Below are 14,258 nucleotides of genomic sequence, written 5' to 3' on the forward strand. Positions count from 1 at the left end.
TCCTCGTCAGTGGTCAGTGCCGCGTCCGAAGCCGTTCCGTAGCCGGATCAGATTCGAAAATGGCGCTCCAGACCCTCCCACACATCGTCGTACCCGCGCTGCAGGTGGGACGCCTGAGCTGCCTGTTCGGTCGCCGTAACGGGCCAGCGCGTCTCGAACATGAACGCAAGCCCGTCGTCGATCTTCTGCGGCTTGAGCTCGGCGGCCGATGCCTTGTCGAAGGTGTCGCGGTCGGGGCCGTGCGCCGACATCATGTTGTGCAGGGAGCCGCCGCCGGGCACGAAGCCCTCCGCTTTCGCGTCGTACGCGCCCTCGATCAGGCCCATGTACTCGCTCATCACGTTCCGGTGGAAGTACGGCGGCCGGAAGGTGTCCTCGCCGACCAGCCAGCGCGGCGCGAACACGACGAAGTCGACGCCCGCGAGGCCCGGCGTATCGGACGGCGAGGTGAGCACCGTGAAGATCGACGGGTCCGGGTGGTCGTAGCTGATGGTGCCGAGGACGTTGAAACGGTGCAGGTCGTAGACGTACGGGACGTGATTGCCGTGCCAGGCGACGACATCGAGCGGCGAGTGGTCGTAGGTCGCCTGCCACAGGTTCCCGCAGAACTTGTTCACCACCTCCACCGGCCGCTCGCCCGCGGCGCTGTCCTCGTACGCGGCGACAGGAGCCCTGAAGTCCCGTGCGTTCGCCAGGCCGTTGGCGCCGATCGGGCCCAGGTCGGGGAGCTGGAAGACGGCGCCGTAGTTCTCGCACACGTACCCGCGGGCGCTCGCGTCGAGCAGTTCCACCCGGAAGCGCACCCCGCGCGGGATCAGCGCCACCTCGCCGGGCTCCGCGCGAAGGAGCCCGAACTCGGTGCGCAGCAGAAGGCCGCCCTGCTCGGGGACGATGAGGAGTTCGCCGTCCGCGTCGCTGAACACCCGCTCTCTCATGGACGAGTTGGCGTGGTAGAGGTGCACGGCCATGCCGGTGCGCTGGGTGGCGTCCCCATTGCCGCCCACCGTCCACAGGCCCGCGAGGAAGTCCGTGCCGGGTGCCGGCTCGGGGAGCGGGTTCCAGCGCAGGCGGTTGGGGTCGGCGGTCTCGGCGAACGGCGCCGTCCGGATGGCGCCGTTGTCCACCCGGGTGAACGCCGGGTGCGCGGCCGACGGGCGGATGCGGTACAGCCACGAACGCCGGTTGTGCGCGCGGGGCTCGGTGAAGGCGGTGCCGCTCAGCTGCTCGGCGTAGAGCCCGAGCGGGGCGCGCTGGGGGGAGTTGCGGCCGTGCGGCAGGGCGCCGGGCACTGCCTCGGAGCTGTGTTCGTTACCGAAACCGGAGAGGTACGTCAGTGCCTCGGCCGTCTTGCGTGCGTCGCCCGTGTCCCCACGCCCGGCGTCGCTCGTGTGTTCCCCGCTCATCATCGCTCCCTCGTCAACGATTCCTATGTGACACCGTAGGATTCAGGTTTTCCTTCCGCAAGGGGGATCCATGGATGTGAACAATGCTCTACTCTCCCGGAGATGCCCCACCGTGATCAGTCGAAGCCTCCGCCGCCCCCGAAAACCCTGCGCCGCGTGCCCGTGCAGGAGCGCAGCGCCGAGCGCCTGGCCCGCATCCTCGACGCCTGCGCCGAGCTCCTGGACGAGGTCGGCTACGAAGACCTCAGCACCCGTGCCGTGGCTGCCCGCGCGGGCGTCCCGATCGGCTCGGTGTATCGCTTCTTCGGCAACAAACGGGCCATGGCGGACGCCCTCGCCCATCGCAACCTCGACGCGTACGGGGAGCGCGTGGCGGCACGTATGACCGGAGTGGAGCCCGGCGACTGGCGCGGTGCCGTCGACGCGGCCTTCGACGAGTATCTCGGCATGAAGCGCACCGTCCCGGGCTTCGGCCTGGTCGACTTCGGCATCCCCTCGGCCCCGGACGCGATGCCCGACGCCAACTCGGACGTCGCCGACCGGGTGGCGGGGCTGCTCGCCGCCCACCTCGGCCGGCCGCTTGACGCCAAGCTTCGCCGCACCGTGCTCGTCGGTGTCGAGGCGGTGGACGCCGTGCTCCAACTCGCCTTCCGCGCACACCCGTCGGGTGACCCGGACCTGATCGACGAGACGCGGACCCTGCTGCACTCCTACTTCGCGGGCTCGATGGACTGAACCGGGGGCCGGGGCGGGGCTCGCGGGTTTGCGACGTCACCCCCGCAAGGGGCCTGACGCCATGCATACCGGTCGGTATGGTGAGAGCGCACGTGCGCCGTCGCCGCCGCCCCGGAGGGTCCTCCATGCCAAGCACCGCCCGCATCGCCCTGCGTATCTGCCCCCTCTGCGAAGCCACCTGCGGACTTACGCTCACCATCGAAGGGACCGCCGACGGCGCACGCGTGACCGGTGCGCGCGGAGACCGGGACGATGTGTTCAGCCACGGCTTCATCTGCCCCAAAGGTGCCTCCTTCGGCGAGGCCGACTCCGACCCCGACCGCCTGAAGGGCCCCCTCGTACGCAAGGACGGCATACTCCAAGAGGCAAGCTGGGCAGAGGCGTTCGACGCCGTCGCCGCCGGGCTGCGGCCGCTCATCGAGCAGCAGGGGCCGCAGTCGGTCGGTGTGGTCCTCGGCAACCCGAACGTGCACACCGTGGCGGGCGGCCTCTATCCGCCCGTCCTGCTGAGCTCCATCGGCACCCGCAACGTCTTCACCGCGAGCACCGTCGACCAGATGCCCAAGCACGTGTCCAGCGGGCTGCTCTTCGGCGACGCCCTCGCCATTCCCGTGCCCGACCTGGACCACACCGACCATCTGCTCCTGCTCGGCGCCAACCCCCTGGACTCCAACGGCAGCCTGTGCACCGCGCCCGACTTCCCGGGCAAGCTGAAGGCGCTGCGCGCGCGGGGCGGCACGCTCACCGTCGTCGACCCGCGCCGCACCCGCACCGCGAAGCTCGCCGACCGGCACCTCGCGATCCGGCCCGGCACGGACGCCCTGCTGCTCGCGGCGATGGTCCAGGTCCTCTTCGAGGAGAAGCTCACCGACCTGGGCGCGCTCGAAGGCCAGGTGGAGGGCGTCGATGAGGTGCGCGACGCCGTACGTCACTTCACCCCCGACGCCGTGGCGGCGGCCTGCGACATCCCCGCCGGCACCATCCGCGCCCTCGCCCGCGACCTGGCGGCGGCGCCCACCGCAGCCGTGTACGGCCGGGTCGGCGCCAGCACCGTCGCGTACGGCACGCTCACGAACTGGCTCGTCGACGTCCTGAACGTCCTGACCGGCAACCTCGACCGGCCGGGCGGCGCCCTGTTCCCGCTCTCCGCCACCGACCGCGAACCCCGCCCGGCAGGACCCGGCAAGGGCTTCGCGCTCGGCCGCTGGCACAGCCGTGTGAGCGGGCACCCGGAGGCCAAGGGCGAACTGCCGATCGCTGTGCTCGCCGAGGAGATCGACACCCCGGGGGACGGCGCGATCCGCGCGGTCGTCGTCATCGGGGCCAACCCGGTCCTCTCGGCGCCCGATGGCGACCGTCTCGACAAGGCCCTGGAATCACTCGACTTCATGGTGAGCGTCGACCCGTATCTGAACGAGACCTCGCGCCACGCCCACGTGATCCTGCCGCCGCCCCCGCCCGCCCAGAGCACCCACTTCGACTTCGCCTTCAACGCGCTCGCCGTACGCAACCAGGTCCGCTACAGCCGCGCCGCGCTTCCCCTGGAGGAGGGGAGGATGGCCGAGACCGAGATCCTTTCCCGGCTGGTCCTGGCGGCTGGGGGCACCTCCCGGACGGAGTCTGGGGGAGGTATGCACGGCGCCGATCCGGCCGCCGTCGACACCATGGTCATCGAGCGGACCCTGGGCAAGGCCGTCACCCAGCCGCACTCGGTGGCGTACGGCCGTGATCCCAAGGAACTCGCGGCCGAGCTGACCGGCGAAAGCGGCCCCGAGCGGCGGCTCGACCTGATGCTGCGGCTCGGCGCCTACGGAGACGGCTTCGGCGCACGCGAGGACGGCCTCACTCTCGACCGGATCCTCGCTCACCCGCACGGCATCGACCTCGGCCCCCTCGGCTCACGCCTCCCGCAGGTCCTCAAGACCCGCAGCGGCCGCGTGGAGCTCCTTCCGGGGCCCATCGCGGACGACCTGCCGCGCCTCACGCGCGCGCTGCGTGCCACCCCGGACGAGTTCGTCCTCGTAGGCCGCCGTCATCTGCGCTCCAACAACAGCTGGATGCACAACGTCCGCACCCTCGTCGGCGGCTCCAACCGCTGCACCCTGCACGTCCACCCCGATGACGCGGCCCGCGTCGGCCTCGAGAACGGCGGCCACGCGCGCGTGGAGGCCGCCGGAGGCCAGATCTCCGTGCCCGTGGAGGTGACGGACGCCGTGCGCCCCGGAGTGGTCAGCCTGCCGCACGGCTGGGGCCACGACCGCCCCGGCACCCGGCTTGCCGTCGCGGCCGAGGATCCGGGAGTCAATGTGAACCAGCTTCTGGACGGCACGCTCCTCGACCCGCTCTCCGGGACGGCCGTCCTCAACGGCTTCCCGGTGTCGCTCGCGCCCCTGCTTCCCGCAGCAACTCGTTGACCTGGAGTTTTGCGCTTATTGCTCGCACGTCAACATCTTGTTAACGGAACTGAACCGGTCCTAACGTCATCCGGACCGCCAGACCTGGTGGGAGTTCGATGGTGAACGTTAGGTAGCCCCCATGCTGACAATCCTCGGATTCGTCATGATCGCCACCTTCCTGGTGCTGATCATGATGAAGAAGATGTCGCCGATCGCGGCGCTGGTCCTGATCCCCGCACTCTTCTGCGTGTTCGTAGGGAAGGGGGCCCATCTAGGGGACTACGTCATCGAAGGCGTCGGGAACCTGGCGCCCACGGCGGCCATGCTCATGTTCGCCATCGTGTACTTCGGCGTCATGATCGACGTCGGCCTCTTCGACCCGATCGTCCGGGGCATCCTGCGCTTCTGCAAGGCGGACCCGGTGCGCATCGTGGTCGGCACCGCCGTACTCGCCGCGATCGTCTCGCTCGACGGCGACGGCTCCACCACCTTCATGATCACGGTCTCGGCGATGTATCCGCTGTACAAGCGCCTCAAGATGAGCCTCGTCGTGATGACGGGTGTCGCGGCCACCGCCAACGGCGTCATGAACACCCTGCCCTGGGGCGGCCCGACGGCTCGCGCCGCCACCGCGCTCAAGGTCGACGCGGCCGACATCTTCGTCCCGATGATCCCGGCGCTCGCCATGGGCCTCGTCGCCGTCTTCCTCCTCTCCTACGCACTGGGCCTGCGCGAGCGCAAGCGGCTCGGGACGCTCTCCCTCGACGACGTCCTGGAGAAGGAGACGGCGGGCGAGACGGTGCTGGTGGGTGCGGGTGGTGGTGCCGGCGACGACGGACGTACGTCGCTCACGAAGACGGCCACCGGGGGAGCGGGCTCGGGTACGGATGCCGAGGAGCCGGAAGAGGACGACGGCTTCCAGGGTCTCGACCCGAACCGCTCCACCCTGCGCCCCAAGCTCTACTGGTTCAACGCCGGTCTCACCGTGGTCCTGCTCACCGCCATGATCATGGAGTGGCTGCCGATCCCGGTCCTCTTCCTGCTCGGCGCCGCGCTCGCCCTCACGGTCAACTTCCCGCACATGCCCGACCAGAAGGCCCGCATCGGCGCCCACGCGGAGAACGTACTCAACGTCACCGGCATGGTCTTCGCCGCCGCGGTCTTCACCGGCGTACTCCAGGGCACCGGCATGGTCGACAGCATGGCCAAGTGGCTCGTCGACGCGATCCCGGAGGGCATGGGCCCGCAGATGGGCCTCGTGACCGGGCTCCTGTCCCTGCCGCTCACCTACTTCATGTCGAACGACGGCTTCTACTTCGGCGTCCTGCCGGTCCTCGCCGAGGCGGGCCAGGCGCACGGCGTCAGCACCCTCGAGATCGCCCGCGCCTCTATCGCGGGCCAGGCCCTGCACATGTCGAGCCCGCTGGTGCCCGCCGTGTACGTCCTGGTCGGCATGGCCAAGGTCGAGTTCGGCGACCACACCAAGTTCACCGTCAAATGGGCCGTGCTCACCTCGCTCGTGGTACTCGGCTCCGGAATTCTCTTCGGCATCATCTGATGCCATCGACACCGGGCCGTGCCTGGTTGCTGCGCCTCGTCATCGCCTTCAGCTTCGCGCAGGGGGCGGTGTCGATGGCGCGTCCGGCCGTCTCCTACCGGGCCCTCTCGCTGGGCGCGGACGAGCGGGCCATCGGCGTCATCGCGGGCGTCTACGCCCTGCTTCCGCTCTTCGCCGCCGTGCCGCTCGGGCGACGGACGGACCATGGGCGGTGCGCGCCGCTCCTGCCGGTCGGCGTCGTCCTGATCTCGGGTGGGTGCGCGCTCAGCGGCACGGCCGGGACGCTCGGCGCGCTCGCCGCCTGGAGCGGTGTGATGGGGCTCGGGCACCTCTGCTTCGTGATCGGCGCGCAGTCGATCGTCGCGCGGCAGTCCGCACCCGCCGAACAGGACCGTAATTTCGGGCACTTCACGATCGGCGCGTCGCTCGGCCAGCTGATCGGTCCTGTCGCCGCCGGGTACGTGATCTCGGAGCAGGACGGTGCGCTGGGCCGCACCTCCGCGCTCGCCCTGATCGTGTCGGCGGTGGTCGCCGCGGTCTCGTTCAGCTCGCTGTGGCGCATCGAGCAGGTGCGGTCGGTCGCAGGACCGTCGAAGCGGGGCGACAAGGTGCCGGTCATCGGCATCCTGCGCACCCGCGGTGTCCCCGCGGGCATCTTCATCAGCCTCGCGGTGCTCTCCGCGACCGACATCCTCACGGCCTACCTGCCGGTGGTCGGCGAGCACCGGGGTATCGCGCCCGCGACGGTCGGGGTGCTGCTCTCCCTGCGGGCCGCCGCGACGATCGCGTGCCGTCTGGTGATGACACCGCTGATCAATCTTCTCGGCCGTACGGTGCTCATCGTCGTCACGTGTCTGCTGGCCGCCGTGCTGTGCGCGGGGATCGCGCTGCCGGTGCCTGTGTGGGGACTCGGGGTGATTCTCGTCCTGCTGGGGTTCTGCCTCGGGGTGGGGCAGCCGTTGTCGATGACGACGGTTGTGCAGGCGGCGCCGGAGGGGGCGCGGTCCACGGCTCTTGCGCTGCGGCTCACGGGGAATCGGCTCGGGCAGGTGGCTGCTCCTGCGGGGGCGGGTCTTATCGCCGGGGTGGCGGGGGTGGCGGCCCCCTTCGTCATGCTCGGGGGACTCTTGCTGGTGGCGGCCGGGTTGGGACTGAGGCGGAGCCCTGTGGGGCCTTCCCCCATCCCGCCCCTTCCCGGCACGGGGGCTCCGCCCGAGACCCCGCTCCTCAAACGCCGGAGAGGCTGAAGATCAGCCCTCCGGCAGTCCTCGGCCCGGATGCCCCTGGTGCCCAAAAACTATCAGCGCTAGTTTGGGGTGCGCACGAGGTGCGGACGACTAACCGAGGAGTGCGATGAAGGCCCACGACGGCATGTACATTGGCGGCGCCTGGCGGCCCGCCGTCGGCACGGACACGATCACGGTCCTGAACCCGGCCGACGAGCAGCCCATCGGCCAGGTCCCCGCGGGTACGGCACAGGACGTCGACGCGGCGGTCCGCGCGGCCCGCGAGGCCTTCCCCGGCTGGGCCGCGACGCCGCCCGCCGAGCGTGGCGCGCTCATCGGGGCCCTCCGTGACCAACTGGTCGCCCGTAAGGACGAGATCGCCGAGACGGTGACGGCGGAGCTCGGCTCCCCGCTGCCGTTCTCCCAGATGGTGCACGCGGGCGTGCCGATCCTGGTCTCCGGTTCGTACGCCGAGCTCGCCGCGACGTACGCCTTCGAGGAGAAGATCGGTAACTCCACCGTCTACCTGGAGCCGGTCGGCGTGGTCGGCGCGATCACCCCCTGGAACTACCCCCTCCACCAGATCGTCAACAAGGTGGCACCCGCGCTCGCCGCGGGCTGCACGGTGGTCCTGAAGCCCGCCGAGGACACCCCGCTCACCGCCCAGCTCTTCGCCGAGGCCGCGCACGAAGCGGGCATCCCCGCGGGCGTCTTCAACCTGGTCACCGGGCTCGGCCCCGTCGCGGGGCAGGCGCTCGCCGAGCACGAGGGTGTCGACCTGGTCTCCTTCACCGGCTCCACGGCGGTGGGCAAGCAGATCGGCAGGGCCGCGGGCGCCGCGGTCAAGCGCGTCGCCCTGGAGCTCGGCGGCAAGTCCGCCAACGTCATCCTGCCCAGCGCCGACCTGGCCAAGGCGGTCAACGTCGGCGTCGCCAACGTCATGTCCAACTCGGGCCAGACGTGCAGCGCGTGGACCCGAATGCTGGTGGACTCCGCGCGGTACGACGAGGCGGTCTCGCTCGCCTCGGCCGCGGCGGTCAAGTACGGCTCCCGCATCGGCCCCGTCGTCAACGCCAAGCAGCAGGCACGTGTGCGTGGCTACATCGAGAAGGGCATCGAGGAGGGCGCCCGAGTGGTGTCCGGCGGCGCCGAAGTGCCGCGTGAGCAGGGCTACTACGTCCAGCCGACGGTCTTCGCCGACGTCACCCCCGAGATGACGATCGCCCAGGAGGAGATCTTCGGCCCGGTCGTCTCGATCATCCGGTACGAGGACGAGGACGACGCCCTGCGGATCGCCAACGGCACCGTGTACGGACTCGCGGGCGCGGTCTGGGCGGCTGACGACGCGGAGGCGGTCGCGTTCGCCCGCCGCATGGACACGGGGCAGGTCGACATCAACGGCGGCAGCTTCAACCCCCTTGCCCCGTTCGGCGGTTACAAGCAGTCGGGGGTGGGGCGTGAGCTGGGCCCGCACGGGCTCACGGAGTACCTCCAGACGAAGTCGCTCCAGTTCTGAACCCCTGCAGTTCTGAACCCCCGCAGTTCTGAACCCCCGCAGTTCTGAACCCCCGCCGTTCGCCCCGAAGGAGTACGTCACCGTGGTCCGCGCCGCTGTTCTGCCCGCCGTCGGCTCTCCCCTGGAGATCACCGAGATCGACCTGCCCGAGCCCGGCCCCGGCCAGGTGCGGGTGCGCCTGGCCGCCGCCGGGGTCTGCCACTCCGACCTGTCCCTGACCAACGGCACGATGCGGGTGCCGGTGCCTGCCGTGCTCGGGCACGAGGGCGCGGGGACGGTGGTGTCCGTGGGTGAGGGCGTCACGCATGTCGCGCCGGGCGACGGCGTTGTCCTCAACTGGGCTCCGTCCTGCGGCAGTTGTCACGCCTGCTCGCTCGGCGAGGTGTGGCTGTGCGTGAACGCGCTTGCCGGTGCGGCCGATGTCTACGCCCACCGTGCATCGGACGGCGCCGACCTCCACCCCGGTCTGAACGTCGCCGCGTTCGCCGAGGAGACGGTGGTCGCGGGCAACTGCGTCCTGCCGGCGCCGGACGGCATCCCGCTGACGGACGCGGCACTTCTCGGCTGCGCCGTGCTGACCGGCTACGGCGCCGTGCACCACTCGGCGAAGGTCCGCGAGGGCGAGACGGTCGCGGTGTTCGGGGCCGGGGGAGTGGGCCTCGCGACGCTCCAGGCGGCGCGGATCGCGGGCGCCTCGCGGATCATCGCGGTCGACGTATCCCCCGAGAAGGAGGAGCTGGCGCGGTCGGCGGGAGCGACGGAGTACGTGGTCGCCTCCGAGAAGACAGCGAAGGACATCCGCAAGCTGACGGGCGGCCAGGGCGTCGACGTGGCCGTCGAGTGCGTGGGCCGCGCGGTGACGATCCGCACGGCGTGGGAGTCCACGAGGCGCGGCGGTCGTACGACGGTGGTCGGCATCGGCGGGAAGGACCAGCAGGTCACGTTCAACGCCCTGGAGATCTTCCACTGGGGCCGGACACTTTCGGGGTGCGTGTACGGGAACTCCGACCCTGCGGTGGACCTGCCGGTCCTCGCCGATCACATCCGGGCGGGGCGCTTCGACCTGGGCGCCCTGGTGACGGACCGGATCGCGCTCGACGGGATCCCGGCGGCCTTCGAGAACATGGTCGCGGGCAAGGGGGGCCGGGCGCTGGTGGTGTTCTAGACGAATGCTTCGGTCAGCCGCGTGCTTCGGCAGCCGCGCGCTTCGGTCAGTCTCGGCGCGATCCCGGCCGTATTCGTCCGTGTCCGCTCAGCAGGGCCAGCGCCACCAACAGAACGCACCCCGCCGCTTCGACGGCGAGGGTCGGCTTGACCAGATTCGCGTCGAGAGTCTCCGTGAACCCGAAGAGACCGGAGGTGAGGCTGACGATCAGGGCCACCAGCGTGCCGGCCACGAAGAGCGTTCCCAGCGCCGCGAGGACGGGCAGCAGGCGAGCGGGGGTGATCAGCAGCGACAACGCGAGCAGCCCGGCTCCGATCGCGTTGAGCAGGAACAGCGTGCCGATCGTGTCGAGATCCCGGTAGCCGTCGTACCAGAGGTGAAGGTGGATCGCGCCCATGGCCGCGGCCGTTCCCGCCGCGGCGACGCGGAGGGCGATGAGCGCGACCGTGCGCTCAGTAGCCATTGCCGTTGTTCGTGTCGGTGTTGCTGTCCGTCGGTGCGCTGCCACCCACGGTGAGCTCGGTCTTCATGCCCATGTCCTTGTGCCCGTCGACGGGGCAGTAGACCTTGTACGTGCCGTCCTTCAGCTTGATGGTGAGGTTCGCCGACTCTCCGGGTTCCAGCGTCCGTGTCTTCTGCTCCGTGCCGGAGCCCTCGATCTCCAGGGCGTGCTCGTGATGGCCGTCGTTCTTGGCGACGAAGGTGTAAGAACCCGCCTTCAACGTCTTCTGGGACAGCTGCATCTTGAAGTCGGTCATCTTCACGTCGACCTGGGTGGTTCCCGGCTTGCCACTCTTTTCCGGGGGTGTCGATGACGAGCCGCCACCGTCGCCGTTTCCGCCGCCGCACGCCACGAGGGCGCCCGCAAGTGCCCCGGCGGCCAGACCCGGCCCTACGGTTCTGTGCACGAACGTCATGAGCGTCGTCGTCATGTCTCGGCCCTCCGCGAGAAATCGTGAGAAACCATTCCTGACCAGAGATACGGACGGACCGCGCCAGGGGATTTCCGGGCCAGGGGATTTCCGGCGAGCGGATGCAAGCGGGAGAATGGGTGCGTGATCCCGCGTGGAACCGGGGGAATCCGTTCGGCGAGGTTCTCCGTATCCAGTGGTATGCGGAGATTGGGCCTACCGATCGGGCGGCTCTCGGACGAGGCGCTGCTGGCGGGAATGGCGACGGGCGATCCGGAGGTCGCTCTCGCGTTCGTCCGCCGGTTCCAGCGCATGGTCTTCGGCATCGCCGTCGCTGTCGTCGACGACCCTCAGCTGGCCGAGGACATCGCCCAGCAGACCTTCGAACGGGCCTGGCGTCATGCGCAGGTCTACGACTCGCGGCGCGGATCGGTGAAGACCTGGCTGGGGGTCATCGCGCACAACCTGGCGATCGACGTGGTCCGCGCCCGCAAGGCGACCCCGGTCGCCCCCGAGGACCTCGACGCCCTGCTCGGCGTCGTGTCCCGTACGCCCGAGCAGTGGGCGCTGGCCGACGAGGCGGCGTCCCGGATGCGGGCCGCGGTGGCGGGCCTGCCCCGTGAACAGGGGCGTGCCGTGGTCATGGCCGGGATCTACGGGATGACCGCACGGCAGATCTCCGAGTTCGAAGGGATACCCCTGGGCACGGCGAAGACCCGGATCAGGGCGGCGATGGGGAAACTGCGGACGGTTCTGGAACCCGAGCGAGCCGATCATGACTGACAGGGACTGCGTGTGGCTGAGGTCCATCGCCGAGGAGCTGGCGCTGGGTATCCTCCCCGGCCAGGAACGCGCCGAGGCCATCGCTCACCTGGACCGCTGCTCCACCTGCCGGGAGCACGTGGAGCGGCTGACGCTGGTCGGCGACGGACTGCTCTCCCTCCTGCCGGGCAGCGAGCCGCCTGCCGGCTTTGAGACACGAGTGACGGACAGGCTGGGCCTGAAGCGGCCCACGCGCCGACGCCCACGGGCCGGCGTGGCGGTCGCGGCGGCAGCCGCGGTCGCCCTCGGGTTCGGCTTCGGCGGCTGGGCCGTCGGTACGGCCGTCGAGGGAGCGCCGGCTCCGCCCTCGCGGAGTTCGGAGCCCGCCGGCTCGGAGCACGGCCTGCTCGAAGCGTCTTTGCAGGCCCCCGGCCACCACCGCCCGGTGGGCCGGATCTTCGCCTATACCGGATCTCCGGGCTGGGTCTACATGTCGGTCGACCTCGGCCGGGGCGGGCCAGTCAGCTGCCGACTGGATCGTACGGACGGCACGTCGGTCCGCATCGGGGAGTTCTCCCTCGACGCCGGCCGGGGTTACTGGGGAGCCCCCATGCACGTCGACCCGGACACGGTGTCCGGCGCACGCCTGCTGGCGGCGGACGGCTCCGTCCTGGCCACGGCCCACTTCGACGCCCGGCAGTACCGGTGATCGACCAGCTAGGCGCGGTTCACGCTACCGGCCACTGCGCCCGCGGGCTCCGGCTCCGGATCCGGCTCCGGCGTACGCAGCCGCGAGAAGGACTTCGCCGCCGCCAGGAACGCCAGCGTCGTCAGCACGAACGGCCACGTGAACGTGTGCCCGCCGGACGGCGCGAGGAGCGCCGACATCGCCGCGCTCACGGCCGTCGCGCTGGCCGCGCCCACTACTGCGTACGCGAGTGTCGCCGCGCGCACGGGCAGGAAGACGCCGCACAACGCGAGCGCGACGAGCACCGAGTTGTATCCCATCGTGCCGTCCGCGATCTGCGCGGCGGGCGCCCCGAGTGCCCACGCCGAACCGATCCCGACAGCGCTGCCCAGGCACGCCACGAACCCCGCGCGACGGCTTGCGACGAAGAGGCCGACGAGCAGCACCGCACCTACGTACCACTGCGGCATGAAGAAGATCTCGGCGAAGTCGGCGAAGAACGCCCGCGCCAGATCGGCGAGTTGGAGCGTGGTCGGGCCGGTCGCCGCGTGCGTCAGTGAGGCAAGGGCCTCCCCGTGGTGCCAGACCCGTTCGAAGCCGGGGGCCGCGATCGTCATCGCGCTCGCGAGAACGCAGTACGGGAGGGTGAGTGAGGGAAGGTCCCAGACGGCCAGGAGGTTGACCGCGGCAGCCGTCACGACCGTGACCACCACGCAGCCCGCGAGGGCGAGCACTGCCGTGGACAGGTGCCCGGCACCGAGGAACACCGCGAAACACAGCGCGGTGAGGCAGGCGTTGAAGCCTTCGAGGCCCGTCGTCACGCGATCGGGCGCCGCCCCGAGGAGCCTCGCCGTGGCCGTGCCGACGGCGGTACCGACCAAGCCGTAGAGCCCGTAGTCCCAGCCCGCCGCGAAGAGCGCCACGCAGAAGACGGCGCCCGCCGCCGCGCTCGGCAGGAAGGTGACCTGCGCCTGGCCGCGCAGGACTTGAGCAGCGAAGGGCAGGGCGCCAAGTGGCCGCCCCCTGACATCCGTTGAGTGCCGCACGGCTCACTCCCGTGTTACGTCCATGTTTCGCCCGGCAAGACGGATGTACCTTACATCTACGCCTGGAGGTCCACGACGCCGAGGTGGGACTCGAGCGCCCGCGCCCCGGACGGCGTGACCTTCACCGCCCGCTCCGTCCCGATCCGCACACACCACCCCGCGTCGAGCGCGTGACGGCACAGCGCCGCGCCAGCGACCCCCGCAAGATGCGGCTTGCGCTCCGTCCAGTCGAGGCAGGCGCGGGCCAGCGGTCGCCTTCCGGTGTGTTCGAGGCCGATGCCCAACTCCCCGAACCAGCCGATCCCTTCGTCGGTCAGGGCGAACCCCGCGTCCTGCCGAAGGAGCCCAAGCTCCGTCATCGCCTCGGTGATCGTGATCCCCAGGTGCCCCGCCAGGTGGTCGTAACAGGTCCGTCCGCGCGCCATCGCCCCGCTCGCGCTCGACTCCCGCAGTGTGCGCGGCGGCCCGGCCGCCGTCCCGCCCGGCGTCACATACGCGGTCAGGTCCTCGACCAGCTGCGCCGCCCGCGCGTCGGCGAGACGGACGTAGCGGTGCCGCCCCTGGCGCTCCTCGGTGAGCAGCCCGCCCGCGACCAGCTTCCCGAGGTGCTCGCTCAGGGTGGACGCGGCGACTCCCGCGTGCCGTGCCAGCTCGCCCGCGGTCCACGCCCTGCCGTCGAGCAGGGCCAGCAGGCAGGCGGCGCGCGTCTCGTCGGCGATGAGTCCGGCGAGGGCGGCCAGGCGTGGGGTGGCGGGATCCGTCATGGGTCCAGGATGCGCCGGGAACCGTTCGGTGTGCGCCGAACTGTCATCCGCGGTGTGTGCCGAACCGCCCTCAGTCGGTGGGCGCCGA

13 protein-coding genes are annotated in these 14,258 nt (G+C 70.7%); 8 read left to right on the top strand and 5 right to left on the bottom strand.

All coding sequences use genetic code 11. The features are described 5' to 3' along the window. Positions 1–47 precede the first annotated feature (47 nt). Positions 48–1,403 (bottom strand): homogentisate 1,2-dioxygenase, encoded by a 1,356-nt coding sequence (gene hmgA / locus ACGFSB_RS11655; protein WP_393397239.1) that lies wholly within the window; start codon positions 1,401–1,403, stop codon positions 48–50. A 102-nt stretch (positions 1,404–1,505) separates the two neighbouring features. Between hmgA and ACGFSB_RS11660 the strand changes: the two genes are divergently transcribed. The 6 genes from ACGFSB_RS11660 to ACGFSB_RS11685 all read left to right on the top strand — a co-directional run bounded on the left by ACGFSB_RS11660 (position 1,506) and on the right by ACGFSB_RS11685 (position 9,999). Continuing rightward, a complete protein-coding gene (locus ACGFSB_RS11660) occupies positions 1,506–2,138 on the top strand; it encodes a TetR/AcrR family transcriptional regulator (protein WP_393397241.1) in 633 nt (210 codons plus the stop codon). A gap of 125 nt (positions 2,139–2,263) precedes the next feature. Further along, positions 2,264–4,552 carry a molybdopterin oxidoreductase family protein gene (locus ACGFSB_RS11665; protein WP_393397243.1) on the top strand — a complete coding sequence of 763 codons (2,289 nt, stop codon included), beginning with the start codon at positions 2,264–2,266 and terminating at the stop codon, positions 4,550–4,552. Between the two features lie 121 nt (positions 4,553–4,673). After that, positions 4,674–6,092, top strand: a complete 1,419-nt coding sequence (locus ACGFSB_RS11670; RefSeq protein ID WP_393397245.1) for a CitMHS family transporter — start codon at positions 4,674–4,676, stop codon at positions 6,090–6,092. Continuing rightward, the gene (locus tag ACGFSB_RS11675; protein WP_393397247.1) at positions 6,092–7,339 is read left to right on the top strand and encodes an MFS transporter; all 1,248 of its coding nucleotides are present in this window, start codon (positions 6,092–6,094) and stop codon (positions 7,337–7,339) included. Before ACGFSB_RS11670 ends, ACGFSB_RS11675 begins: the two co-directional genes overlap by 1 nt. A gap of 106 nt (positions 7,340–7,445) precedes the next feature. Further along, positions 7,446–8,834, top strand: coding sequence for an aldehyde dehydrogenase family protein (locus ACGFSB_RS11680; RefSeq protein ID WP_393397249.1), 1,389 nt, complete (start codon positions 7,446–7,448; stop codon positions 8,832–8,834). Positions 8,835–8,916: 82 nt separating this feature from the next. Next, on the top strand, positions 8,917–9,999 hold the full coding sequence (locus ACGFSB_RS11685) for a Zn-dependent alcohol dehydrogenase (protein ID WP_393397252.1): 1,083 nt from the start codon (positions 8,917–8,919) through the stop codon (positions 9,997–9,999). A gap of 46 nt (positions 10,000–10,045) precedes the next feature. Here the strand turns inward: ACGFSB_RS11685 and ACGFSB_RS11690 are convergent, their stop codons facing one another. Beyond that, entirely contained in the window at positions 10,046–10,462 is a 417-nt protein-coding gene (locus ACGFSB_RS11690) for a hypothetical protein (RefSeq protein WP_393397255.1), read from the bottom strand. Next, positions 10,452–10,931, bottom strand: coding sequence for a cupredoxin domain-containing protein (locus ACGFSB_RS11695; RefSeq protein ID WP_393397258.1), 480 nt, complete (start codon positions 10,929–10,931; stop codon positions 10,452–10,454). The genes ACGFSB_RS11690 and ACGFSB_RS11695 overlap by 11 nt, the downstream gene beginning before the upstream one ends. Positions 10,932–11,111: 180 nt before the next feature. On the opposite strand from ACGFSB_RS11695, the gene ACGFSB_RS11700 reads away from it, so the two are divergent. Further along, positions 11,112–11,693, top strand: coding sequence for an RNA polymerase sigma factor (locus tag ACGFSB_RS11700; protein WP_393397261.1), 582 nt, complete (start codon positions 11,112–11,114; stop codon positions 11,691–11,693). Then, positions 11,686–12,381, top strand: a complete 696-nt coding sequence (locus ACGFSB_RS11705; RefSeq protein WP_393397264.1) for a hypothetical protein — start codon at positions 11,686–11,688, stop codon at positions 12,379–12,381. Before ACGFSB_RS11700 ends, ACGFSB_RS11705 begins: the two co-directional genes overlap by 8 nt. An 8-nt stretch (positions 12,382–12,389) precedes the next feature. Here ACGFSB_RS11705 and ACGFSB_RS11710 read toward each other — a convergent pair whose 3' ends face one another. Both ACGFSB_RS11710 and ACGFSB_RS11715 read right to left on the bottom strand, forming a co-directional pair. Then, a complete protein-coding gene (locus tag ACGFSB_RS11710; protein WP_393397267.1) occupies positions 12,390–13,406 on the bottom strand; it encodes an urea transporter in 1,017 nt (338 codons plus the stop codon). Between the two features lie 56 nt (positions 13,407–13,462). After that, positions 13,463–14,170, bottom strand: a complete 708-nt coding sequence (locus tag ACGFSB_RS11715; protein WP_393397270.1) for an ArsR/SmtB family transcription factor — start codon at positions 14,168–14,170, stop codon at positions 13,463–13,465. Positions 14,171–14,258: the final 88 nt, after the last annotated feature.

This window comes from Streptomyces sp. NPDC048441 (genome assembly GCF_043200235.1).
Taxonomy (GTDB): domain Bacteria; phylum Actinomycetota; class Actinomycetes; order Streptomycetales; family Streptomycetaceae; genus Streptomyces.